Raw genomic sequence first — 23,909 nt, 5'->3', positions numbered from 1 at the left:
GAAACGTCGCCGAGATCGCAAACGATCAGGTCTGATGTCACTTGCCGTATACCAATGAAAATTGCCGTCACCGCTCCTGTAACAACAGGAGGGCCGGCGCCGTCAACGATATCAGTTTTGATGATACGGCGATCATTTATAGATATTTGCAGCTCGTGCCTCTCCTGTATGAAAGTCGCCCCGCAAAAAAGAGACCGTGTGACGGTTCGAAAGAAGCCTATCGGGGAGGGAAGTTATGGTGTTGCGGAAGACTCTTGTCGCTTGTGCGGCGCTGCTCGCAATCACAACCGCGGTGCATGCGCAGAATTATCCATCGCAGACCGTGAAGATGGTGGTGCCATTTCCGGCCGGCGGCGCGACCGACATCATTGCGCGTATCGTTGCCGAGCGGCTCAGCGAATTTCTGGGTTCGCGCATTGTCGTCGAGAACAGGGGCGGTGCGGGTGGAAATTTAGGGACGGCATCTGTTGCCACGGCTGAGCCGGATGGGCATACGATCCTGCTCAGCGCGTCCGGCCCGCTCGCCGTCAACAAGGTTCTTTATAAGAACTTGCCGTACGATCCCGAGAAAGACTTTGCGCCGTTGTCGCTCGTCGCCAAGCTGCCGAATGTGTTGGTTGTGAATCCGAAGGCGATACCGGTCAAGACCGTTCCCGAATTCATTTCCTACGTGAAGGAACGGCCGGGTCAGATCAACTATTCCTCCATCGGGGTCGGAAGTTCACAGCATCTGGCTGGCGCCTTGTTCGAGCAGGTCTCCAAAACCAAGATGAATCACGTTCCTTATCGCGCGGCAACGAACATCGTTGTCGATATGCTGTCCGGTCAGGTGCCGACAAGCTTCCAGTTGATTCCGAATGTCTGGGCGCAGCTGAGTGCAGGAGATATTCGTCCCATCGCTGTGACCAGCCGCGAAAGAAGTCTTGCTCTGCCCGACGTGCCGACGATGGCGGAGCAGGGGCTGCCCGACTTCGAGTCGTTTGCGTGGTTTGGGTTGCTGGTGCCCAAGGGGACGCCTCAGCCGATCGTTGAACGCTTGCATGGCTACATCAGCAAGACCATGGACGATCCGGCCGTTCGCAAGCGCTTGATCGAAATCGGCGCTGACCCTGCCAAGTCGACGCCGCAAGAGTTCAAAGAGCTGATTTCGTCGCAAGTCGCGAAATGGCGGGGCGTCATCAAGGACGCCAACATCACCATTGACTAAATCACAAAGCAAGTCGCAGCCCTGTTGCTGCGGCATCGATAGCTAGAGAAGCGAATATGGCGATCAGAAGTGCGAAGCTTCCACAAGCAGGCGCCAGGCAGGAGGCGACGGCGGATCTTCGCCGTTGGCTGTCTTATCTTGCAGAGCGTGACAGGCTTGCGATCGCCCGAGAGGGGACTTCGCTGGTCGATCAACTGGCCGCGATATCCAAAAAGCTCGAAAGGGATCGGACGGTGCTGTTCCCCCGGCCCGACGGTCATGACATTCCGGTCGTCGCGAACCTGTTCACGACACGCGGCTCGGTTGCTGAATCGATCGGTGTGACCGACGAGGAGCTTCTCGCCCGTTTCCAGGAGGCGGCGCGCAAACCTTTGCCGTGTCGCGAGGTCGCGACCGGCCCTGTGCAGGACGTCGTTCACGCCGGCAATATCGATCTTCTCAAGCTATTGCCGATTCCCAAGCATAACGAACTTGATAGTGGTCCTTACATTACCGCGGGTCTTCTGATCGCACGTAATCCGCGCACCGGAATCCAGAATGTTGCAATACACCGCTGCCAGGTCAGCGGGCCCGATCGCATCGGCGTTCTGCTGTTGCCCCGTCATACCCTGAACTATTTTCGCATGGCCGAGGAGGCCGGCGATGCGCTGGATATCGCCATCGTCATTGGCATTCATCCGGTCTGCCTGCTCGCCTCGCAAGCGATCGCAGCCCTTGATGAAGACGAGATGGAGATTGCCGGGGCATTGCTCGGTCAGCCCATCGATGTCGTGAAATGCAAGACCAATACGGTGCGCGTTCCGGCCGATGCGGAAATCGTCATTGAAGGACGCATTCTTCCCAAAGTTCGCGAACCGGAAGGGCCGTTTGGCGAGTTTCCACAGTATTACGGCCCGCGTGCGGATCGCGAAGTCATTCATGTCGATGCCGTCACGCATCGCCGGCAGCCGATCTTCCATACCATTGTCGGTGGCGGGTATGAGCATCTGATCCTGGGCGCCGTGCCGCGCGAGGCAACGTTGCTGCAGCATCTGCAACGCAGTTTTCCGAGTGTGCTGGATGTGCGCCTGCCGCGCGGCGGAACATGCCGCTATCACCTCGTTGTCAAAATCAACAAGGTGAGCGATGGCGAAACGAAGAATATCATCATGGGCGCATTTGGCGGTCACTACGACATCAAGCGTGTCGTGGTCGTGGATCAGGATGTGAACATCGACGATTCCGACGAGATCGAATGGGCGATCGCCACCCGTTTCCAGGCCGACAGGGATCTTGTCGTGGTGTCGGGCGCACAGGGCTCCAAGCTGGATCCGTCATCCCGCAACGGGATCAGTGCCAAGATGGGCCTGGATGCCACGACGCCGCTCGATTCCGAACCGCTCGCCTTCAAGCGGATTCATGTGAAGGGTGAGGAAAGCGTCGATCTCACAACGGCCTTGCAGCCGGATCAGGCCAGTGCCTATGAGCGTTTGGGAATCGGGATCGGCCGCTGACATATCTTGAGCGCTCTTTGAATCCGCACGTCGCTGAAATAATTCGCTGAGATCGTACTCATGAGCCAGACAGCGCCATCCCGTTCGGGCGGCCAGATCCTGATCGATGCATTGAAAATTCACGGCGTCGAAACGGTGTTTGCCCTTCCCGGCGAAAGTTTCCTGTCTGCGATCGATGCCCTCTATGGCGCCCGCAATGCCATCAATGTGGTTGTATCCCGGCAGGAGGTCGGAGCGGCCACCATGGCTGAAGCCTATGGCAAGCTCACCGGAAAGCCGGGAATTTGTTTCGTGACGCGTGGGCCCGGTGCGAGCCACGCCGCCATCGGCATCCACACGGCGTCACAGGATTCGACGCCGATGATTTTGTTCATCGGTCAGGTTGGCAGCCACATGCTTGGACGCGAGGCATGGCAGGAGGTTGACTTTCAGCGCATGTTCGGCGGCATGGCCAAATGGGTGGTGGAGATCGACCGCCCGCAGCGCATCCCTGAATTGGTCAGCCGCGCATTTCATGTCGCGGTCTCGGGGCGGCCGGGTCCGGTCATTGTGTCGTTACCCGAGGATATGCTCGGCGAAATCGCGGCTGTGCCGGATGGGCAATCCTACAAGCGCGTTGCCGCGCATCCCGGTGCTGACGATCTGGAGCGGCTCGCCGACATGATCGCCGATGCAGAGCGGCCGATGCTGATGGTCGGCGGCGGCGGTTGGAACGCGTCCGCTTGTCAGAGCCTGTGTCGTTTTGTCGAAGCTTTCGATCTGCCCGTCGTTTCGGGATTTCGCCGGCAGGATATCTTCGACAATCGGCATCCGAATTACGTCGGTCATGCCGGCATCGGTGCCAGTGCGGCTTTGGTCAAGAGGCTTCAGCAATCCGATCTCATCATTGCTGTGGGACTGCGGCTCGGCGAGACGACGACGAGCGGCTATACTCTGTTCGATGTACCGCGCCCGAAGCAGCGCTTTGTCCATGTTCACGCGGATGCTGGAGAACTTGGACGGGTGTATCAGTCCGATCTGCCGATCAATGCCGGCATGCCGGAATTTGCGGCAGCGGCGGCACGTTTGCAGCCGAGGAGCAAGCGATCGTCCCGCGAATGGGCCGAAGCCGCGCGGGCCGAATATCTGGCCGATATCGTTCCCGGCACGATGCCGGGCTCACTCGATTACGGAGCCGTGTTGGCTCATATCCGCTTCGAAGTGCCGAACGCGATCGTCACCAATGGCGCAGGCAATTATGCGATCTGGGTTCATCGCTTCTTTCCGTATTCCGGTTTTCGCAGCCAGGTGGCGCCGACATCCGGGGCCATGGGCTATGGCCTGCCCGCTGCGCTGGCTGCCAAGCTGGTTCATCCCGAGCGTCCGGTGATTTGCTTTGCGGGCGATGGCTGCTTCCTGATGAGCGGCCAGGAACTGGCGACAGCAACGCAATATGGACTCGGGATCGTCGTTCTCGTGGTGAACAACGGCATGTATGGCTCGATCCGGATGCATCAGGAAAAGGAATTTCCGGGACGTGTCTACGCAACGGATCTCGTCAATCCGGACTTCCCGGCGCTTGCGCGGGCCTATGGCGGGCAGGGAGAGCTTGTGACTCACACTGAGCAGTTCGCCGCCGCGTTTGCTCGTGCACGCGAATTTGCCGACGAACAGCGCAAGCCCGCGCTCATCGAATTGCGGATCGATCCCGACGCCATCACGCCGAACGCCACGCTGACCCAATTGCGCGAGCGTGCTCTGGCGAAACACTGACCTCGGTTGAGGCGGGCTTGCACCGTTCTGGCTGAGGGTGGTGGGTCCGGATGCGTACCGCGCCGGGCGGAACGGATGTCCCTGTGGACGCTCTCGTCCGAACAATGTGGCTATACGCCCCTCATCCTGGTGTTCGCCAGCCGAGGAAGTCCGGTTCTAGGAACATTAACGTATCGGCGGCGGTGATGAAGAAGTTTATATAAATCAGATTTTGTGATAGCCGGAAAATCCGGGAGCACGCCCATGGATATTCGCCAACTCGGCTATTTCGTTAGTCTTTTCGAGGAGGGCTCGACCACGCGCGCCGCGCGCCGGATGAATGTCGTGCAGCCGGCCCTGTCGATGCAGATCACAAAACTTGAAGATGAACTCGGCCAGAAGCTGTTCGAGCGTACATCTCAGGGCATGGTCCCGACGTCGGCAGGCGAACTGGCTTATCGGTTGTTTGCGCCGATCTTGCGCGACTTGTCCGATGCCAAGCAGCAGATTGTCAGTCGCTCCAGCACGGTGAGTGGACGCATCGTCGTAGGGCTTGTGGCTTCGGTCGCGACGAGCGTACTGGCACGGTCGCTCGCTGTCTTCGCTCGCCAATATCCCGAAGTCGAGGTCTCCGCCTGCGACGGCTATTCGAGTTCTCTCATGGAAGGCGTCAGAGCGGGGTCTCTCGATTTCGCCATTGTGAACAAGGGGCGTCGACGGTTGGATCTACCGGCCATTGATATGCTGGATGAGGAGATGGTTGTCGTCACGTCGGCCGGGAGTGCTCGCGGTCTCGGCTCGCCTCTGATGTTTCGCGACTTGGCGAAGCTGCCTCTCATTCTTCCGTCCAAACGCAACGGACTTCGCCTGATTGTCGATAAAATCGCCGAGGATGAGGATATTGAGCTGTCGATCCGGCTTGAGGTCGATGCGTTTGCGACTGTCGAGCAGCTCGTTCGCAATTCGGACTGGGCGACGGTCCTGCCTGCCATCGCTGTCAGTCGTGGCCTGTCGGAAGGAAGCTTGCGCGCTCACCGCATTGTCGCGCCGCGGGTGACGCGCCAGATCGTCTGCGTGCATAATCCGCGCCGGCCGTTATCAGCGGCGGCGCGCCTATTCGTCGAAGTGATAACGGCCGAACTGGTTGCGGCCGCCGCCGAAATCTCGCGCGTGCCTGCGGCCGATTGAGGCCTCGCCGGCGAGGTCGGGGCCACCGACTTGTCTCGCCCAAATTATTCCGCTGCAACGGGCAAAGGTTCGTGTCCAAAAATTTGACCCGTCTCGCCGTGAACGGATTCTGCCCTTACCTCGTCTGCTCTTACGCGGAACCAGAGAGCGTATAGCGCAGGCACGACCAGCAACGTCAGCACGGTCGCGATGAACAGGCCGCCCATAATGGTGATCGCCATAGGCCCCCAAAACAGGCTGCCGGCGAGCGGGATCATGCCGAGAATGGCGGCGAGTGCTGTCAAAATCACCGGCCGCGCGCGCCGCACCGTGGCATCGACGATGGCGCGGTGCCGCCCGTGTCCGGCAGCGATGTCATGATCAATCTGATCAACGAGGATAACCGTATTCCGCATGATCATGCCGGCAAGCGCGATCATGCCGAGGAGGGCAACAAATCCGAACGGTCGGTTCGAAATGAGAAGCGCCCCTGTTGCACCGATGATGCCGAGCGGAGCGGTCGCGAATACCAGCGCAAGCCGCGAAAAGCTCTGGAGCTGGATCATCAAGACCGCGAGCATGACCACAGCCATGATCGGGAAGACGGCAGCCAATGAGGCATTGGCCTTCGCGCTTTCTTCGATCGCTCCACCGGTTTCAATGCGGTAGCCGTAGGGTAGTGCATCCTTGATGGGCTGAAGCTTGGGCAGCACCTCGTTACTGACATCGGGTGCCTGTACACCGTCGATAATGTCGCCAAGCACTGTCAGCACGAGATCGCGGTTGCGCCGCCAGAGGATCGGCTCCTCGTACTGGTAATTGATACGCGCGATCTGCGAGAGCGGCACGGCAACACCATTGCGTGTAGAAATGGTGAGGCTTGGCAGACGACTGAGATCGAGCCGCTCGTCGGGGGTGGCGCGAGCCACCACATCGATGCTCTCGATTCCTTCGCGGTACTGCGTCACGGTGTAGCCAGTCAGCAATGTCTGCAATGTCTGCGCGACATCCTGCGGGGTGAGGCCAATCGCGCGAGCACGGTCTTGATTGACTTCGAGCTGAATCGACTTGGCTTGTTCACCCCAGTCGAGATGCGGATCAATGAGTTTTGAATTTTCCGCCATCACCTTCCGCACGTCTTCGGCAATGTTGCGGACTTTCAGCGGGTCTGGTCCGATGACGCGGAACTGGACCGGATAGCCGACCGGCGGACCGAATACGAAACGATCGACACGGGTACGCGCTTCCGGCAGGAAACCATCAGCAAGCGCCTTTTCAAGCCGCCCCTTGACGCGATCACGCGCCTCAAGATTCTTGGTCACAATGACGATTTGGGCGAAGTTCGCGTTCGGCAACACGGGATTGAGCCCAAGCCAGAAGCGGGGCGCGCCCTGACCCACGTAACTCGTGTAGGTCTCAATGTCGGGGTCACCGACAAGGAGGCTTTCCGCCTTCTTTGCCGCAGCGTCAGTGACGCCGATTGCGCTGCCTTCCGGAAGCCGCATCTCGAAGAACAATTCGGTGCGGGTCGATGTCGGAAAGAACTGCTGTTGCACGAGCCCGAAGGCCGCGATCGCTGCAACAAACATGAGGACGGTTGCGGCGACGACCGTTTTACGCCAGCGCAGACAGAACTCAATCGCACGCCGGAATGTTCGGTAGATGCGCGTGTCGTAGATCGAATCGGGATCATGGCTCCCGGCAGCGTGCTTTGCGAAGTCCGGCAGGAGCTTTAGCCCGAGGTAAGGTGTGAACAACACCGCCACGAACCATGAGGCGATCAATGCAAGGCCGACAACCCAGAAAATGCCGCCGGCATATTCACCGGTGCTTGAATTGGCAAAGCCAACCGGCAGAAAGCCTGCGGCGGTCACGAGCGTGCCGGTCAGCATCGGAAAGGCGGTCGATGTCCAGGCAAAGGTTGCCGCTTGCGCCCGGCTGAACCCTTGTTCCATCTTCACCACCATCATTTCGATGGCGATGATGGCGTCGTCAACTAGCAATCCAAGCGCGATGATCAATGCGCCGAGCGTGATACGATGCAGGTCCAGGCCGCCCGCATACATGACGATAAATACGATAGCCAGCACCAGCGGCACTGACAACGCGACAACGATCCCGGTCCGCCAACCGAGGGTGAGAAAGCTGACCAGCAACACGATACCGAGTGCTTCGACGAATGTTTTGAGAAATTCGGCGACGGACTCATCGACAATGTGGGGCTGGTCGGCCACCTGAGTGATTTCGACGCCGATGGGAAGTTCGGCGGTGATGGCTTTCATCGCCTGTTTGAGGTCTTCCCCCAGCGTAAGAATATTGCCGCCTTCCTGCATCGAGACACCAAGCCCAAGGGCTGGCTGTCCGCCTTCGCGGACGAGGAATGCGGGTGGGTCCTCGTAACCGCGTTTGACGGCCGCGATGTCGCCCAATCGAAAGACCTGGCCACCTGCCTCAACAGGCACTGCGGCGATCGCATCGGTGCCGGAAAAAGCCCCTGTCACGCGCAGGTGAATACGGTCGGCGGAGGTATCCACCGATCCGCCGGCCGCGACGGCGTTTTGCCGCGCCACGCTGTCAAAGATCTGTTGCGGAGTGATGCCGAGCGTTGCGAGTTTCGCGTGGCTGATTTCGATAAAGATCTTTTCCGGTTGAGCGCCGATCAGGTCAACCTTATTCACCGCGGGCACACGCAGCAAGCGCTGGCGGATGTCTTCGCCAAGCGTCTTGAGTTCGGCGAGACTCATTCCGTCGGCTTTCATCATGTACAGAGCCGAATAGACGTCGCCGAACTCGTCATCGAAATTCGGGCCGATAATGCCGGTCGGCAATTCGCCCCGCATGTCGGCGACTTTCTTGCGTGTCAGATACCAGAGATACGGGACCTTCCGTGGCGGCGTTGTGTCCGACAGATTGACCTGGATGAAGGCGACGCCGGGTTGTGAATAGCTGGTGACGCGGTCGAGATGGGGCAGCTCCTGCAATTTCTTCTCGATCTTGTCGACAACCTGCTTCTGCAGCTCGGTTGCAGTGGCTCCGGGCCAGGCGACCTGAATGTTCATGACCTTGATCGTGAACGATGGGTCTTCAGCGCGGCCAAGCTTGAAATACGAGAACAGACCGGCCCCGCCGATCAGCAGAATCATGAATAGCACCAACGCCTGATGCGTGATGGCCCATTCGGATAAATTGAAGCGTTTCATAATGTCGCCCGCTCGGTGATCGTTATCGTTGGGCTTCGACGGTACGAACTTTAAGGCCCGTCTCGAGCTTCTGCACACCAAGCGTGACGACCTTATCACCGTCCTTGATGCCAGAGGTCACGAGTGCCTCATTGGCGTTGAACGCGGAAACCGTCACCGGCTGAAGCGTCAGCGCGCCGGCATCGTTCACGACATAGACAGAGGGGCCATTGCCACGATTGAGAACGGCGGAAAGCGGCAACTTCGCCACTTGCGTGTCTGCCGATCGAGCAAGCGCCACTGTTGCAGTCATCCCCAACGCGACGCTGTCGTCAGCGTTAAGGATGGTGAAACGCGCTGCATAAGTGCGGGTTGTGGGATCGGCCTGAGGCGAGAGTTCACGCAGTCTTGCATCAAGACTCCGGTTATTGTCTGACCATAACCGGACTGTTGCCTTGGCCTGACGCACGTCACCAAGCCAGGTTTCCGGCAGCGCAACGACTGCTTCCTTTTCACCACGATGTGCCAGCGTCGCTACGGCCTGCCCAGTAGCAACCACCTGTCCGGGCTCGGCGCGGGTTGCCGTGATCACACCGTCGGCGTCGGCTTTAAGGTCGGCATAGGCGAGCTGATTGCGGGCGAGATCGAGAGAGCGGCGGGCCCGTGAGAGACGGCCTTCGGCCTCATCGTTGGCCGCCTTTTTGCGATCGTATTCGGCGATGGCGGCAAAGCCGCGCGCTTTGAGCGTCGTGTATCGTTCAAGATCCGCCGCGGCTTGTGCCAGATTCGACGTCGCCGCCGTAAGCTCGGCCTCGGCGCTCTCGACCTGAAGACGCAAGTCCTGCGGGTCCAGTTGAGCAATAATGTCACCCTTGCGGACGCGGTCGCCGATATTGACTGGCCGCGAAATGATCTTGCCGCTGACGCGGAAGCCAAGATCGGTCTCGTAGCGCGCGTGCACAACACCGACAAACTCGCGGGCAGCGGCGCTATTTTCAAAAGCGACACGCTGGATTTGAACCGGACGTTCCGTCTTGGAGGCCGGTGCGGTCTCTGCTTGGCAGCCGGCCAGGAGAAGGGCCGCAGCGAGCCCCGCCAACGACCACGATTTCTGACGGGTGATGAATGACGAAAATAAGAAATCGTCACTAAATAGGCGCAAAGCGGCACGTGGTGACTGGACCATGGCGATTACTTTCTTGGGGTGATAGCGCGCAGCAGAAAACGTGCGACAGCCGGGGCTTCCGCTTCCAGGTCTTGGCTGTCCCGAAGGCCCTGAGCGACCATCATCGGGTGACAAAAGGGGATGAGTGCCCGTGCGATAATGAGTGACGTCTCGCGCGGGTCGACCGGTTCTAATTCTCCGGACTCGATGCCGTCGCGCAGGATCAGTTCGATGGCCGTTCGGTAAATCTCCTTGTGCGCCATGATGGCGTCCCAGTTCTCCTCGATGGCCACCAGGACGATGTCATGAACTCTTTGTTCTTCCAGGAGATTTTCCTTATGATAGGCGAGGATTTCGAGCACCAGCCGCGGCAGCTTTTCGCTTGCCGGCCCGCGCCCGCGTGCCACCGCCCACATTCTTTCTTCCACCTCGCTCAGGCAGCGTTGGCAGATCGCCTGAACGATGGCGATTTTGGAGGGGAAGAAGCGGTAGATATTGGCCGGCGACATGCCGAGTTCCGAGGCAATATCGGCGACGGCGGTCTTGGCGTAGCCAAGACGCCGGAACAGCGCAAAAGCAGTCTCTATGATCCGCGCTCGGGTATCGTCGGGTTTGGTCTTGACCTGCGTGTTCATCCGCCATGCTCAATATGAGGAGTGACGATTAACGTAATTCATCAGTTGTTGAAGGTCAAGGGCCGAGGAGGGCGTCAGCTTGGCGTCAGGAAGGCTCTGAGGAAGCTGCCCCGGAGCAAATGAAGGACAGTCGGCCCGTTCAAATAGCAGGGAGGGCCCCGCTAATGGCTGACGGTCTGGTTCGCCAACGAAATGCCGGGTGATGCCAGGTCTGGAAGCGGCCCGAGTGCAGTCTCAACTCAATTCTATTGAGTATGTCCGCCAGCCTCGAACACGCCACCGACCCATGTTGCGATCACGTCGAAGCGTGATGTCAGCGCGACAATGTCGGTGCGCGCACCGGGTTTCAGCATGCCGCGTTCATTGTCGACGCCGAGAAACCGGGCCGGCGTGAGGGAGGCAGCGCGGAGGGCGTCTTCCAGTGTGATTCCGGTCAGCTCTACGGCGTTGCGAACTGCCGATGCCATATCGAGATGTGCTCCGGCGAGTGTACCGTTCTCGGATGCGAGCCGTTGTCCATGTAACGTAATGGTGCGGCCCATGAGCTGGAAATGATCGGCCGACGCGCCGACGGTCGGCATCGCATCGGTCACGAGCGCAATTCCATCGGCGCCCTTCGCAGCGAAGGCGGCGCGGATCGCAATCGGATCGACATGGAGCCCGTCGGCAATGAGACTGGCGATCAGACGTGGATCGGCCAGTGCCATTCCGACGATGCCCGGCTCCCGCCCTTTCATGGGCGGCATGGCGTTATAGAGATGGGTAACGCCTGTCAGCCCTTCATCGATCGCGCGGGCCGTCTGTTCAGCCGTCGCCTCACTGTGGCCGACGGCAATACGCACGCCGAGATCTGCGAGCGCTTTGATGAAACCAGGCGGCACGCATTCCGGTGCAAGCGTAATCAGCGAACACCCTGCCGCTCGAAGACCGGCAAGCCATTCGAGGTCATCCATGCTCGCGTGCTGGATGTAATCAGGACGGTGGATGCCGGGGCGGCCAGGACTGATGAAAGGCCCCTCCAGATGGATTCCAAGTACGCCATCCCGACCCGCGGCCTCACGGGCGGCTGTAATCGCGGCCTGTATCCGCGGCCGCTGGTCGGTGATCATCGTTGGCAGGCAGGATGTCGTTCCGAAGCGCCGATGGGCCCGCGCAATCGCCCGCATGGCGTCCGGTGTTGGGTTATCGTTCAGGAGAACGCCGCCGCCGCCATTGACCTGAAGATCGATAAAGCCGGGAGCCAGAAACGTGTCCGGTGGCAGCCGCCGCTGCGGCCATTCGGCCGGTACGTCCGCCGTGGTTACGACCGCATGAATGCAGCCATCATTGATTAAAATTGCCGCCGGCCCATGCCAGCGTTCACCGTCAAAAATCCGGTCGGCGACGATGGCATGTGCGCATTTTTGTGAAAGCGGCTCTTTACCTTGTTCCATGCAGGTCCTGCGTTTCGACCCTATTTAGTGGCAACACTATCTAAGCCCTAGTGCACCGTTTCCGAAGTTCCTGACAAGAGCGTGTTGCAAATGGTGTGGCACGAGTGGCGAAAAGCACGAGAACCTTATGGACCGGCTGGTTATTCGCGGTGGCAACAAGCTCGAGGGCTCAGTCGAAGTCCATGGCGCAAAAAACGCTGTTCTGCCGCAGATCGCCGCGGCTCTTCTGAGTTCCGAGCCGCTGGAGCTCAGCAATGTTCCTGATCTGTCTGATGTCACCAGTATGGTGAATGTGATGCAGGAATTCGGCGTGTCAGCGAGCCATCTGCCGGGCCGCGTTCTACGATTGGACGCGGGCCAGGCGCGGAGCGCAGACGCACCTTATGAGATTGTTCGCCGCATGCGCGCCAGCATGTTGGTGCTGGGGCCGCTGGTGGCGAGGTTCGGCGCTGCACGGGTTTCACTGCCTGGCGGCTGCGCCATCGGGGCACGTCCGGTCGATCTGCATCTGAAAGCGCTGGCAGCCCTCGGCGCCGATGTCGATGTGGAGGGCGGCTATATCATCGCGAAGACGCCAGGACATCGTCTGCAAGGCGCGCGCATCGTGCTGTCCTCGCCATCGGTGGGCGCCACCGAGACAGCGCTCATGGCCGCGACACTCGCGCGCGGCGAGACCGAAATCATCAACGCGGCCCGCGATCCCGAGGTCTGCGATCTTGCGCTTTGTCTCACCGCCATGGGCGCAAGGATCGAGGGCGCCGGCACACACCGCGTCGTCGTTAGCGGCGTCGATAATCTGCATCGCGCGCGGCACGAACTGATCGCGGATCGCATCGAGGCTGGAACCTACGCAATTGCCGCAGCGATCACCGGCGGACATCTCGAGCTGCTCAACGCCCATCTTGAGCATATGGCAACGGTTGGTGCGGCGCTGGAACAGGCTGGCGTGCAGATCTGGCCGACCGATCGCGGGTTGATGATTTCGCGCGATGAACCGCTGCGCGCCGTGGATATCGTGACCGAGCCCTATCCCGGTTTTCCAACCGATCTGCAGGCGCAGTTCATGGCGTTGATGGCGGTAACACCCGGCGCATCGATGCTGCGGGAAACCGTATTTGAAGGCCGCTTCATGCATGTGCCGGAACTGGCACGGCTTGGCGCGAATATTTCCCTTCAGGGAACGACAGCATTTGTCAGAGGCGTCGAGCAGCTTCGCGGCGCCGAAGTCATGGCGACTGACCTGCGCGCATCGGTCGGTCTTGTTCTGGCCGGGCTCGTCGCCGAGGGCGAGACTGTCATCCATCGCATCTATCATCTTGATCGGGGATATGAGGCGCTGGACAGGAAGCTCATTCAGTGCGGCGCGGATATTCGGAGAGTCGCGGCATGAAGCAGCGGCGTCCACAATGCGGTGCCCCGCTGTTCATCGGTGTCGATGGCGGCGGCACGGGTTGTCGTGCCCGCATTGAGGATGGCCAGGGCCGCGTGCTCGGGACAGGTATTGCCGGGCCAGCCGCCGTGCGGCTCGGTATCGAGAAATCCATGGCGGCTCTAAAAACGGCGTGTTTCGCAGCCGCCGCCGAGGCAGGCTTGCCGCCCGAAGCGCTGGCCAGCATGGATGCAGGCATAGGACTTGCCGGAATCGGTCGCAAAGGCGCGCTCGAACAGCTCATGGCACAGCCGCATCCCTTCCGCTCCGTCATTTACGTGAACGATGCCAATATCGCCTGCATCGGCGCACATGGCGGACGTGATGGCGGAATCGTCATTGTCGGCACCGGCAGTGTCGGCCTTGCCGTCGTCGGCGGACGTGAGATCCGCTTTGGTGGATATGGTTTTCCGATTTCCGACGAAGGTAGCGGCGCAGACCTTGGCCTGCAGGCGATCCGTATGGCTCTTCGTGCGTATGATGGCAGAGCCGTTGCCACCGGCTTCACCCGCGAGGTCATGATGCGCTTCCACAACGATCCATTCGAGGCCGTTGCCTGGATGGATCGCGCGACGGCAACCGACTACGCGAGGCTGGCGCCGCTGGTGATGCGTCATGCCGATGCCGGCGACCCGATCAGCCGTCGCATTGTCCGGGATGCCGCTGAACAAATCGACGAGTTGATCCGCCAGTTGGTAGGATCCGGCGCGCCGCGTGTTGCGTTGCTGGGGGGGCTGGCGTCGCCGATGGAGCCGTGGCTGGCGCCCGACGTGCAGCGTCGCCTTTCTCCGATCGAAGGCGATGCGGTTGCCGGCGCACTATATCTGGCCCGAAGAGCCGCACTGGCGAGGGCCTCGTAAGGACAATGAGCAACATGCTGGCGAAACCTTCAATGCTCACCGAGCAGATCAGCCCGCGTTATGTCGATCTCGATTCCTGGTCCACCGGCGAGATGATCGAAGCGATGTATGAAGGTCAGCTTGCGGCGGCGGCAGCCGTGCGGGGCGCGCTCCCCGCCATCGCGGCAGCGGTCGATGATGCGGTCCCGGCCCTGCTGCGCGGTGGCCGCCTTGTCTATATCGGTGCGGGCACTTCGGGACGCATTGGTGTCCAGGATGGTACGGAATTGCCGCCGACCTATGACTGGTCGCCAGACCGTCTCGTGTTTCTCATGGCCGGTGGGCTGAACGCTTTGGTGCAGGCGGCCGAGGACGCGGAAGATAAAGAGGGCGTCGGCGCGCAGTCGGTTGCCGAAGCGAAGGTCGGTTCCGATGATGTCGTGATCGCCGTCGCCGCCAGTGGAACGACGCCTTTCACCATTGGCGCGCTGCGCGCTGCGCGAGCAGCAGGTGCGGTGACCATCGCGGTTGCCAACAATCCCGGCGCGCCATTATTCGATGTGGCACGCCATCCCGTTCTGGTCGACACCGGCAAGGAAGTCATCGCCGGTTCGACGCGCATGCAGGCCGGCACGGCGCAAAAAATCGTCCTGAACCTCTTCTCGACCAGCGTCATGGTAAAGCTCGGCCGTGTCTATCGCGGAATGATGGTCAACATGCGCGCCCGCAATGCGAAGCTTCGGAAACGCGCGGAGAGGATGGTCAGCTACATTGTCGGCTGCAGCGCAGAGGAGGCCGCGCGTTTCGTCGAACATGCGGATGGCGAAGTCAAAACCGCCGTTTTGCTCGGCTTCGGAGTGGAAAAGGATAAAGCGATATCCACCCTGCAGCGGCATGACGGAAATCTGCGGTCGGCGATCGGCGAGCTTGTTCATGACCGTACATAAAAATCCGCCCATGACTGCAATGGCCCGCGAGATCGCGGAGATTCCGGCGGCAACAAAATCGTTGTTGGCGCAATTTGGCGAGATTGCCGCCATCGCCGAAAGCATTCGCAAATCGAAACGGCATTTCATTGTCATTTGCGGGCGGGGCAGCTCCGGTCACGTCGGCGTTTATCTGCGTTATCTTTTCGAAACGCGGCTCGGCCTTCTTGTGTCTGCGGCTGCGCCGTCCGTCGTGACGGCCTATCGCCGGCCATCCGATATGCGGCATGTCATTTTCATCGTGATATCGCAATCCGGACGCAGCCCCGATCTGGTGACGGCGACGAGGCTGGCGCGCGAGTACGGCGCCCTGACGATCGCGCTCGTCAATGAGGTGGACTCTCCCGTTGCCGCTGAAGCCGAGCTGGTTCTCCCGGTGAGGGCGGGCCGGGAACATGCCGTTGCCGCAACCAAAACCGTTGCATTGTCGATGGTTGCGGGCGCGCAACTCATTGCCGCGCTGACGGACGATCAGGATTTGACGCAGGCGCTCGATCGCCTTCCGCAACGACTGACGGCGGCTCTTGCCTGTGACTGGTCGGCGTGGGGCAAGCGTTTGCATACGGCACCCGCCGCATTCGTCATCGGGCGAGGATATGGTTTCGGGCCGGCGCGCGAGATTGCGCTCAAGCTGACAGAGACCATGCAGATTCCAGCGCTCGGCTATAGCGCCGCCGAGTTGCGGCATGGTCCACGCGCGGCTGTCACCCCGGCCACGCCAGTCCTGGTGTTGCGTCAGAACGATGAGGCGGCTGCGACAGTCGATGACCTGGTCTATGATTTGGTCGAGCAGAACGAGACAGTCTTCGCGGCGGGCGGCCCGGCCGGAACGTTACCCTGGATTGGCGACGATCATCCGATCTGCGATCCCATTGCCATGCTGCTGCCGGCCTATATCGCGATCGAGCGCGCGACGCGCCAGCGCGGCTTGGATCCCGATAAGCCGCGGCATTTGAGTAAAGTCACGCATACCTTATGACGCCCGAATGGGGCTTTGCGCCGATATCGCGGGCGATTTGATGCGCCTCACCGGTTCGGCATACCTGTGAATAACCACCGCTAGCCGAAGCGCGCGATTAAAATTATGGTCGCCGCCTTTTCTTCGATTCGGGAATGGCATGACGACGAATACGGCTGACGTGCAACGCATCGCTGCAATCATTGCGGGAGAGATCGGCGCCAAGCCGGCTCAGGCCGCTGCTGCTATCGGCCTGTTGGATGAAGGGGCAACCGTGCCTTTCATTGCGCGGTACCGTAAGGAGGTCACGGGCGGCCTCGACGATACGCAACTGCGCCTGCTGGCTGAACGGTTGATCTATGTGCGTGAACTCGACGCACGCCGCGATGCGATCCTCGAATCGATCCGCAGTCAGGGCAAGCTGACGGACGAACTGACCGCCAGCCTCACCGCCGCCACAACCAAGGCGGAACTCGAAGATATTTATCTGCCCTACAAGCCGAAGCGCCGCACCCGCGCCGAGATCGCCCGCGAGCGCGGCCTTGGGCCATTGGCCGAAGCCATTCTTGCCGACCGCTCCGTGGTGCCGGCGGACATTGCAACGTCCTACATCACCGACGATGTGCCGGATGTGAAGACGGCGCTGGAAGGCGCCCGCGACATACTTTCGGAGAGCTTTGCCGAGAATGCCGATCTCGTCGGACGCCTGCGGACTTACATGAAGGAAAAGGCGTTCCTGCGATCGAAGGTCGTCGAAGGCAAGGAAGAGGCAGGCGCGAAATTCTCCGATTATTTCGACCATACCGAGCGCTGGGCCACTGCGCCCAGTCATCGCGCCTTGGCGATGTTGCGCGGACGTAACGAGGAAGTGTTGACCGTTGATATCGAAGTCGATGCTGACGACACCTCGCCCGTCAAACCGGTCGAGCAGATGATCGCCGATACTTACAATATTGGCCGTCAAGGGGCGGCCGATAGTTGGCTGATGGGTGTTGTCGGCTGGACATGGCGCGTGAAACTGGCTTTTTCGCTGTCGCTCGATCTGATGCGAGAACTGCGCGAAAATGCCGAGGACGAAGCGATCAAGGTCTTCGCGCGCAATCTGAAAGATTTGCTGCTGGCGGCGCCGGCCGGCTCGCGTGCGACGATGGGGCTTGATCCGGGCATTCGCACCGGCGTGAAGGTGGCGGTGGTCGATCAGACCGGCAAGCTTTTGAACACATCGACGGTCTATCCGTTCCAGCCACGCAACGATGCGCTCGGCGCACAGGCCGAGCTTGCCAAGCTGATTATGCTGCACAAGGTTGAGCTGATCGCGATCGGTAACGGCACCGGCAGCCGCGAGACCGAGCGTCTTGTCGCCGAGATGCTGGCGCGCATGCCGTCGCCGAAGCCGCTGAAGGTGATCGTTAGTGAAGCGGGTGCGTCTGTTTATTCAGCATCCGAAACGGCGGCTGCGGAATTTCCCAATCTCGACGTGTCGTTGCGTGGTGCTGTTTCAATTGCGCGCCGCTTGCAGGACCCGCTGGCCGAATTGGTGAAGATCGAGCCGAAGTCCATCGGTGTCGGGCAATATCAGCATGACGTCGATCAATATCGGCTCGGCCGCTCGCTGGAGGCGGTCGTTGAAGATGCGGTGAACGCGGTGGGTGTCGATCTCAACACGGCGTCCGCTGCCTTGCTTGCTCGCGTGTCAGGATTGAGTAAGTCTCTGGCAGAGGCCATCGTGGCACACCGGGACGCAACCGGGCCGTTCGGTAGCCGCAAGGATTTATTGAAGGTCACTCGTCTCGGTCAGCGTACGTTCGAACAATGCGCCGGGTTCCTGCGCATTCCGAATGGTACAGAACCGCTCGATGCTTCGGCTGTTCACCCGGAAGCTTATGGCGTCGCCCGCAAGATCGTCGAATCCTGCGGCCGCGATTTGCGCACGTTGATGGGTGACAGTGCTGCGCTCAAGGCGCTTGATCCACGCGCTTTTGTCGATGAGCGTTTCGGCTTGCCGACGGTTCGCGACATCATCGCGGAGCTGGAAAAGCCAGGTCGCGATCCGCGGCCCGAATTCAAGACCGCGACATTTGCTGACGGCATCGACGACATCAAGGACCTGAAGCCCGGTATGATGCTGGAAGGCACGGTGACGAACGTCGCCGCCTTTGGTGCCTTTGTCGATATCGGGGTACACCAGGACGGCCTTGTCCATGTGTCGCAATTGGCCGACCGCTTCATCAAGGACGCGCATGAAGTGGTGAAGGCGGGCGACGTCGTCAAAGTGCGCGTCGTCGAAGTCGACATCAAGCGCAAGCGGATCGGGCTGTCGATGCGCAAGCATGACGATGGCTCGGCCCCACGGTCCGAACAGCGAGGCACCGCACCAAAGAGCGGCTCATTCTCGTCTCGTCCTCAGGAGAAAAGAGGGGCACCGCCCAAATCCGAGCCGCAAGGAGCTTTGGCTGCGGCTTTGGCCGCCGCGATGAACAGAAAGTAGCGATTGATAAAGAGCCTCCTTCGGGAGGCTCTTTTGCATTCCGGCATTGCTCTCTGGTTCGGGAGCGAAGCGAAATCCGGATTATCTCATGCCGCAACGGCGGCCCCGCATTTCGCTGCGCTCCATGCGGACAACACCCTCACCCCGCTCATCCCCGCCAACGGGTCTGCGCATAGCGCGGCCCGATGACAGGCTCCGGCGGGGATCCAGAGCCATAAACACCGCTCGTTCGGATGCATTCTGGATTCCCGCCTTCGCGGGAACGAGCGGGGAGACATTTTGCCAAGTCAACAAACAGCACGACAATCAAATAACCCTCTTGACATCCTCTCCGATATATGATTTTTTTCCTATATCCCGTCCCGCTGAAGGGGCGTTTCATGAGCGTCGTGAGACGCGGGGCGGGGAGCGGTGGCCGTGCGGCGGGCAGACGTAACCCGCTGTGCGGTCGGTTCAAGCCGCGTCCCGCCAGGCTAGCTGCCCGGCGTTTCGGTGGAGGAACGTCCACTGGGGACGATGGAGCAGACCGTCAAACACCGCGCGCGGAACGCCGGAGTCTTTTCGGCTTTTCCGTGGTGCTACCAATCTCATGCGCTTACTCACATCGCGCATGGGGCCGCGGGCAGGCTGAGAGCCCGGCGTTCCGCGCGCCCTTCTCTTCGAAGGGCATGAAGCGGCGGTTTTGGACGACGGCGTACCCCGCGCCGGTAAAAAACAGGGGCGGCGGAGCTTTGTCTGATGTGAGAAGTAGCCCGGATGGAGGGCAGCGAAATCCCAGGGTGCTTTATCGATCGCCCGCATGGCGCTTCGCTACGAAACGGCGCTGTCATCTCCGCGAAGGCAAGGATCGAGAACCATCAGCGCCGACCTTCATGGAAGCATTTTGGATTCTCGTTGTCATCGGGCGCGCGCAAGCGCGGCTCGTTGGCGGGAATGAGCGGGTGGAGATGGATTGCCCGTAAGCTCAAGGTGTCTCTGTAATATTGCTGTTATGTGACTTCTTAATACTTTCACAGAGTTGATTCTAAAACAGTCCCGGGAAGACATTGGCTGAAGGTCTTTGTGCCGACAGGTGAGTTTTCTCGGCGCCAAACAGCTTTTGATGACGGGCCGAAGAATGTCCGGTGTCGTGACTGTGACAGCGTGGCGGAAGTCCCGTTTCGAAGAACGAACGCTTCACTCTTCAATTGGTCTATTGGCGCGACACATGAAAGCGAACGCAAAATTCAGCAACGATACGATGGTTGGCGATTATGACCGCTGGGCGCCAGTTTACGATTTCATCTTCGGTCCGGTATTCCAGCGCGGCCGGCAGGTCGCCATCGAGGCTGCCGAGAAGATCGGTGGACGTATCCTGGAGGTCGGAGTCGGTACCGGCATCTCGCTGCAGGATTATTCCCCGCGCAACAAGATCGTCGGCGTCGATATCTCGGCCTCGATGCTCGAAAAGGCCCATGCGCGGGTGAAGGAGCTTGGTCTCACCCATGTCGAGCAGCTTGCCGTCATGGACGCCAGCAATCTCGATTTTGCGGATAATTCATTCGACGTGGTCGTGGCACAATATGTTGTCACAACGGTTCCGAAGCCTGAGGCGACGCTCGACGAATTCGCACGCGTTCTGAAGCCGGGTGGCGAGATCATCCTCTTAAGCCGGGTCAGCGACGAAACCGGTTTGCGGCGCTCAATCGAGCACCTGGTTGCGCCAGCGGCGCGCAAGCTCGGCTGGCGAACTGAATTTGGGTGGGAGCGGTATCTGGCCTGGCTTTCCCGCACCCCTGGTATTGAGCTCATAGAGCGGCGGCCGACACCGCCATTCGGCCACTTCTCGCTAATCCGGTTTGGCAAGCACGAAATCAGCGTCCATGCCAACGGCCACAATATTCTCGCAGCCGCGAATTCGTAACTTTTCACACCAAGGGGAGCCACCATGCAATTTCGAGAAGCGCTTCGCGAGCAGCGCTGGGACGATCACCGTTATTATCATCACAGCCGGATCAATCAGTCGCTCCATCTTGTCAGCGCGCTGAGCTTTCTCGGCGCGTACGTGATGCTGTTTTTCGACCCGGTGATTTCCGCATTGGTCGGCTGGCTGGTTTCGATGACGTCGCGTCAGGCCGGTCACTTCTTCTTCGAGCCGCGCGGTTACGATCATAACAATCAGGCGACGCACGAATACAAGGAAGAGATCAAGGTCGGCTACAATCTGCAGCGCAAGGTCGTGCTGATGAGTCTCTGGGCCTTGTCACCGTTGGTGCTGTTGATCGATCCAACGCTGTTCGGCATCTTCGAGCCGTATCATGGCGTATCCGATTTTATCCGGCAGACGGCCAAGATCTGGCTGGCGATCGGCCTCGGTGGCTTGCTGGCGCGCACCATCCAGTTATTCTTCATCAAGGATGTGCAGACTGGTCTTGTCTGGGCGACGAAAATCCTCACCGACCCATTCCATGACGTGAAGCTCTACTACAAGGCGCCTCTGGCGCTGCTTCGCGGTGAGCTGATCGATCCCGGTCATGGCATTCATCGGCCGGACGAAGATATCGAAGATGGCGATGTTGAACCGGTGCTGAAGACTCAGAACACCTGAAAGCGATGCTTGAGCATTTCCTTCAGCAATGAACGCCTGATCGATTTGTTGGTGGTGGTCCCGTCTGTCCACCACCAGCCGTCCTGCTTCATCTCGGTGGCCGCCGCGACAAAGCGGTTCACGACTTCGGTGAAATCCTGATCGGTGTAATTCAGGCTGAAGATGAAACGGCCGGTTCCGATCCAGCTCAGCGCCAATCCATGGGCCCGCAGATAAAACTGAAGCATCCAGTTGTAACGCGAAGGCTGGGTATAAAGAACCGTCCAGATCGACGACAGGTTTGCCACCTGCAGCGGCAGATCGGCTTGTTTCAGGCGCGTGTTGAGGATCTCTGCCCGCAGGTTCCAGAGCTGGTCAAGGCCGTCATAGATATTTGCGAGGGGCGCTTCATCAAGCCGCATCAGAAATTCGTTCATGGCTCCCATCACATAAGGGTGGGAATTGAACGTGCCGCGGGCGAAGCAGATGTCGGCAGGCCTATCATCACGGTAGCGCTTCATCAGCTCCTTGCGGCCGCAGACGACGCCGACCGGAAGGCCGCCGCCAAGCGTCTTGCCATAGGTGACCATGTCGGCTTCTACGCCAAAGTATTCCTGTGCGCCGCCGCGGGCGATGCGGAAGCCGAGAAAAACTTCATCAAAGATGAGTACGATGCCGCGCTCGGTGCAAATTTTACGGAGTTGCTTCAGCCAGTCCGCATAGGCGGACCGGTCGAAATGGGCGCGGCGGGAGCTGTCCACCAGCGACGTATCGCTCGGCGCATTGGCATTGGGATGCAGCGATTGCAGCGGGTTCACCAGCACGCAGGCAATGTCCTTGCGGGTACGGAGCACATGCAGCGTCTTTTCGGACATGTCGCTCAGGGTGTAAGTCTCGTGCGCGGGAATGGGATTGCCAATCCCCGGCTGCACGTCGCCCCACCACCCGTGATAGGCGCCGCAAAGACGCACGAGGTGCGAGCGGCGCGTGTGATAACGCGCCAGCCGCACTGCCTGCATGACGGCCTCGGTGCCGGACATGTGGAAGGAAATCTCGTCAAGGCCGGATATATCTTTCAGCCGGCGAACATTGTCGACAATCACCGGATGGAAGGCGCCGAGCACGGGGCCAAGCGATTTGACACGCTCTTCGCCCTTCGCGATGCAATCCTTGTAAAAATCGTAGCCAAAGACATTGACGCCATAGGATCCGGTGAGATCGTAGAGGCTGTTGCCATCGAGATCGGTCACGGTCACGCCGCTGGACGAGGTCAGCAGCGAACCACCCTTCAGGTTTTCGCGAACCAGACGGCTGAACTGAAACGGCACGCGATACCGCGCCGTGAACTGCATGTCGGAAATGCCGGTTGCGGCCTCGGCGGTCAGGCTGGCGGTCTTCGCAAAGCGTGTCTTGTAAAGCTCCGTAAGCCGGCCGAACGCCAGGCGGCGATGGCTCTCAATTTCCGCCGGCGCGTCGTCGGCACGGAAGAAGCGGCTATCGTCGTATTCGTAGAACGGAAGCAGTCGCGCCAGGCGGCGCGACATGCGCGCATGACCTTCGATCGACCGATGCTTGGCTCTCGAGAGATCGAGGCGGGCCTTGAATTTGATGAGCAGCACCGTCAGCGCAATGGCGCCGAGGGCGTAAAGGGCGAAAGCCGTATATGACGAATCCATGAATGAATGCGGTAACGGGGAAAGTATACAGGACGATGACAACAGACGGGCTGATGGCAAAACTGCCGTTCCGTGAGGATCTCAACTTCCTGCTGACCAACCGGATTCCACGGCGCTGGGCGACGCAATTCGTGGGTTGGTTGAGCAAGATTGAAAGCCCGATCGTTCGGGATGTCTCGATCGGCATCTGGAAGCTGTTCTCAGGCCTCGATGTCTCGGAGGCGAAGAAAACCAGCTTCGAAAGCATGCACGATTGCTTTGTGCGCGAACTCAAGGATGGTGCGCGTCCGATCGCCCCTGATCCGGCGGTCATGATTAGTCCCTGCGATGCGATCGTTGGCGCCTGTGGGCGGATTGCTGACACCGAGTTGTTTCAGGTGAAGGGATTTCCCTATCATTTGAGAGATCTCGTGCCGGATTCGGATTTTGAGGACACCTATCGCGACGGCCTGTATGTGACGCTACGTCTGACCTCCTCCATGTATCATCGATTCCATGCGCCTTACGATTGCAGCGTCAAGCATGTTACCTACATTTCCGGCGATACTTGGAACGTCAATCCGATCGCGCTGAAGCGTATCGAAAAACTCTTCTGCAAGAACGAGCGGGCTGTCATTCGAACCAGGCTGACGCCTTCTGGATATCCGGTCACGCTTGTCCCGGTCGCTGCCATTCTTGTTGCCAGCATCAGGCTGCATTGTCTCGACGTAGTTCTGGGGATAAAGCATCGCGGCGCAAACGAATTTGTCTGCGACGCGAATTTCACCAAGGGGCAGGAGATGGGCTGGTTCGAGCACGGCTCGACCATCATCGTCTTTGCGCCGGAGGGTTTCGAGCTTTGCGACGATGTGGGCGAGGGGGCGATAATCCGCATGGGACGCCCGCTGATGCGTATTCCTCATTGAGGAGAAGTTTTCCATCAACCAGGAGAGGGGAAATAGATCGGAATAGGATTTC

The 23,909-nt window shown here is 59.8% G+C and carries 17 protein-coding genes; 12 read left to right on the top strand and 5 right to left on the bottom strand.

What is annotated here, in order from left to right; translation table 11 throughout:
* The first annotated feature begins 235 nt into the window (after positions 1-235).
* The 4 genes from CAK95_RS00800 to CAK95_RS00785 all read left to right on the top strand — a co-directional run bounded on the left by CAK95_RS00800 (position 236) and on the right by CAK95_RS00785 (position 5,619).
* Complete coding sequence (locus tag CAK95_RS00800) at positions 236-1,207, top strand: Bug family tripartite tricarboxylate transporter substrate binding protein (protein WP_086086098.1); 972 nt, start codon at positions 236-238, stop codon at positions 1,205-1,207.
* Between the two features lie 56 nt (positions 1,208-1,263).
* Complete coding sequence (locus CAK95_RS00795; RefSeq protein WP_086086097.1) at positions 1,264-2,700, top strand: UbiD family decarboxylase; 1,437 nt, start codon at positions 1,264-1,266, stop codon at positions 2,698-2,700.
* A gap of 60 nt (positions 2,701-2,760) precedes the next feature.
* Positions 2,761-4,452, top strand: coding sequence for a thiamine pyrophosphate-binding protein (locus CAK95_RS00790; RefSeq protein WP_086086096.1), 1,692 nt, complete (start codon positions 2,761-2,763; stop codon positions 4,450-4,452).
* A 243-nt stretch (positions 4,453-4,695) separates the two neighbouring features.
* Positions 4,696-5,619: a LysR family transcriptional regulator gene (locus CAK95_RS00785; protein ID WP_086086095.1), complete on the top strand. Its 924-nt coding sequence runs from the start codon at positions 4,696-4,698 to the stop codon at positions 5,617-5,619.
* Positions 5,620-5,663: 44 nt separating this feature from the next.
* On the opposite strand, the gene CAK95_RS00780 is transcribed toward CAK95_RS00785, so the two are convergent.
* From CAK95_RS00780 to nagA, 4 genes are all read right to left on the bottom strand, one after another.
* Positions 5,664-8,798, bottom strand: coding sequence for an efflux RND transporter permease subunit (locus tag CAK95_RS00780; protein WP_086086094.1), 3,135 nt, complete (start codon positions 8,796-8,798; stop codon positions 5,664-5,666).
* Between the two features lie 22 nt (positions 8,799-8,820).
* Entirely contained in the window at positions 8,821-9,963 is a 1,143-nt protein-coding gene (locus CAK95_RS00775; protein WP_086086093.1) for an efflux RND transporter periplasmic adaptor subunit, read from the bottom strand.
* A gap of 5 nt (positions 9,964-9,968) precedes the next feature.
* Complete coding sequence (locus tag CAK95_RS00770; RefSeq protein ID WP_086086092.1) at positions 9,969-10,577, bottom strand: TetR/AcrR family transcriptional regulator; 609 nt, start codon at positions 10,575-10,577, stop codon at positions 9,969-9,971.
* Between the two features lie 245 nt (positions 10,578-10,822).
* Positions 10,823-12,010: an N-acetylglucosamine-6-phosphate deacetylase gene (gene nagA, locus CAK95_RS00765; RefSeq protein ID WP_086086091.1), complete on the bottom strand. Its 1,188-nt coding sequence runs from the start codon at positions 12,008-12,010 to the stop codon at positions 10,823-10,825.
* Positions 12,011-12,137: 127 nt separating this feature from the next.
* Between nagA and murA the strand changes: the two genes are divergently transcribed.
* The 7 genes from murA to CAK95_RS00725 all read left to right on the top strand — a co-directional run bounded on the left by murA (position 12,138) and on the right by CAK95_RS00725 (position 21,297).
* Positions 12,138-13,400, top strand: coding sequence for a UDP-N-acetylglucosamine 1-carboxyvinyltransferase (murA, locus tag CAK95_RS00760; protein ID WP_086086090.1), 1,263 nt, complete (start codon positions 12,138-12,140; stop codon positions 13,398-13,400).
* The gene (locus CAK95_RS00755) at positions 13,397-14,299 is read left to right on the top strand and encodes a glucosamine kinase nucleotide-binding domain-containing protein (protein WP_086086089.1); all 903 of its coding nucleotides are present in this window, start codon (positions 13,397-13,399) and stop codon (positions 14,297-14,299) included. Before murA ends, CAK95_RS00755 begins: the two co-directional genes overlap by 4 nt.
* A gap of 32 nt (positions 14,300-14,331) precedes the next feature.
* Positions 14,332-15,225, top strand: a complete 894-nt coding sequence (locus CAK95_RS00750; RefSeq protein ID WP_086091114.1) for an N-acetylmuramic acid 6-phosphate etherase — start codon at positions 14,332-14,334, stop codon at positions 15,223-15,225.
* Positions 15,212-16,243, top strand: a complete 1,032-nt coding sequence (locus tag CAK95_RS00745) for an SIS domain-containing protein (RefSeq protein ID WP_245303575.1) — start codon at positions 15,212-15,214, stop codon at positions 16,241-16,243. The genes CAK95_RS00750 and CAK95_RS00745 overlap by 14 nt, the downstream gene beginning before the upstream one ends.
* A gap of 139 nt (positions 16,244-16,382) precedes the next feature.
* Positions 16,383-18,710 (top strand): Tex family protein, encoded by a 2,328-nt coding sequence (locus tag CAK95_RS00740; RefSeq protein ID WP_086086088.1) that lies wholly within the window; start codon positions 16,383-16,385, stop codon positions 18,708-18,710.
* Between the two features lie 1,207 nt (positions 18,711-19,917).
* On the top strand, positions 19,918-20,613 hold the full coding sequence (locus CAK95_RS00730) for a class I SAM-dependent methyltransferase (RefSeq protein ID WP_086086086.1): 696 nt from the start codon (positions 19,918-19,920) through the stop codon (positions 20,611-20,613).
* Positions 20,614-20,637: 24 nt separating this feature from the next.
* The gene (locus CAK95_RS00725; protein WP_086086085.1) at positions 20,638-21,297 is read left to right on the top strand and encodes a hypothetical protein; all 660 of its coding nucleotides are present in this window, start codon (positions 20,638-20,640) and stop codon (positions 21,295-21,297) included.
* Here CAK95_RS00725 and CAK95_RS00720 read toward each other — a convergent pair.
* Positions 21,285-22,952: an aminotransferase class III-fold pyridoxal phosphate-dependent enzyme gene (locus CAK95_RS00720; protein ID WP_086086084.1), complete on the bottom strand. Its 1,668-nt coding sequence runs from the start codon at positions 22,950-22,952 to the stop codon at positions 21,285-21,287. The two genes, CAK95_RS00725 and CAK95_RS00720, sit on opposite strands and share 13 nt — an antisense overlap.
* 35 nt (positions 22,953-22,987) lie before the next feature.
* Here CAK95_RS00720 and asd point away from each other — a divergent pair, with 35 nt between their 5' ends.
* Positions 22,988-23,857, top strand: a complete 870-nt coding sequence (asd, locus tag CAK95_RS00715) for an archaetidylserine decarboxylase (RefSeq protein ID WP_086086083.1) — start codon at positions 22,988-22,990, stop codon at positions 23,855-23,857.
* The last annotated feature ends 52 nt before the right edge of the window (positions 23,858-23,909 follow it).

Source organism: Pseudorhodoplanes sinuspersici (assembly GCF_002119765.1).
Lineage (GTDB): Bacteria > Pseudomonadota > Alphaproteobacteria > Rhizobiales > Xanthobacteraceae > Pseudorhodoplanes > Pseudorhodoplanes sinuspersici.
Note: the sequence above shows the minus strand (reverse complement) of the source record. Positions and strands in the feature narration are given on the sequence as shown.

Coding starts and splice junctions, on each gene's coding strand:
- CAK95_RS00800 (WP_086086098.1), top strand. CDS start 236: ATGGTGTTGCGGAAGACTCTTGTCGCTTGTGCGGCGCTGCTCGCAATC.
- CAK95_RS00795 (WP_086086097.1), top strand. CDS start 1,264: ATGGCGATCAGAAGTGCGAAGCTTCCACAAGCAGGCGCCAGGCAGGAG.
- CAK95_RS00790 (WP_086086096.1), top strand. CDS start 2,761: ATGAGCCAGACAGCGCCATCCCGTTCGGGCGGCCAGATCCTGATCGAT.
- CAK95_RS00785 (WP_086086095.1), top strand. CDS start 4,696: ATGGATATTCGCCAACTCGGCTATTTCGTTAGTCTTTTCGAGGAGGGC.
- CAK95_RS00780 (WP_086086094.1), bottom strand. CDS start 8,798: ATGAAACGCTTCAATTTATCCGAATGGGCCATCACGCATCAGGCGTTG.
- CAK95_RS00775 (WP_086086093.1), bottom strand. CDS start 9,963: ATGGTCCAGTCACCACGTGCCGCTTTGCGCCTATTTAGTGACGATTTC.
- CAK95_RS00770 (WP_086086092.1), bottom strand. CDS start 10,577: ATGAACACGCAGGTCAAGACCAAACCCGACGATACCCGAGCGCGGATC.
- nagA (WP_086086091.1), bottom strand. CDS start 12,010: ATGGAACAAGGTAAAGAGCCGCTTTCACAAAAATGCGCACATGCCATC.
- murA (WP_086086090.1), top strand. CDS start 12,138: ATGGACCGGCTGGTTATTCGCGGTGGCAACAAGCTCGAGGGCTCAGTC.
- CAK95_RS00755 (WP_086086089.1), top strand. CDS start 13,397: ATGAAGCAGCGGCGTCCACAATGCGGTGCCCCGCTGTTCATCGGTGTC.
- CAK95_RS00750 (WP_086091114.1), top strand. CDS start 14,332: ATGCTCACCGAGCAGATCAGCCCGCGTTATGTCGATCTCGATTCCTGG.
- CAK95_RS00745 (WP_245303575.1), top strand. CDS start 15,212: ATGACCGTACATAAAAATCCGCCCATGACTGCAATGGCCCGCGAGATC.
- CAK95_RS00740 (WP_086086088.1), top strand. CDS start 16,383: ATGACGACGAATACGGCTGACGTGCAACGCATCGCTGCAATCATTGCG.
- CAK95_RS00730 (WP_086086086.1), top strand. CDS start 19,918: ATGAAAGCGAACGCAAAATTCAGCAACGATACGATGGTTGGCGATTAT.
- CAK95_RS00725 (WP_086086085.1), top strand. CDS start 20,638: ATGCAATTTCGAGAAGCGCTTCGCGAGCAGCGCTGGGACGATCACCGT.
- CAK95_RS00720 (WP_086086084.1), bottom strand. CDS start 22,952: ATGGATTCGTCATATACGGCTTTCGCCCTTTACGCCCTCGGCGCCATT.
- asd (WP_086086083.1), top strand. CDS start 22,988: ATGACAACAGACGGGCTGATGGCAAAACTGCCGTTCCGTGAGGATCTC.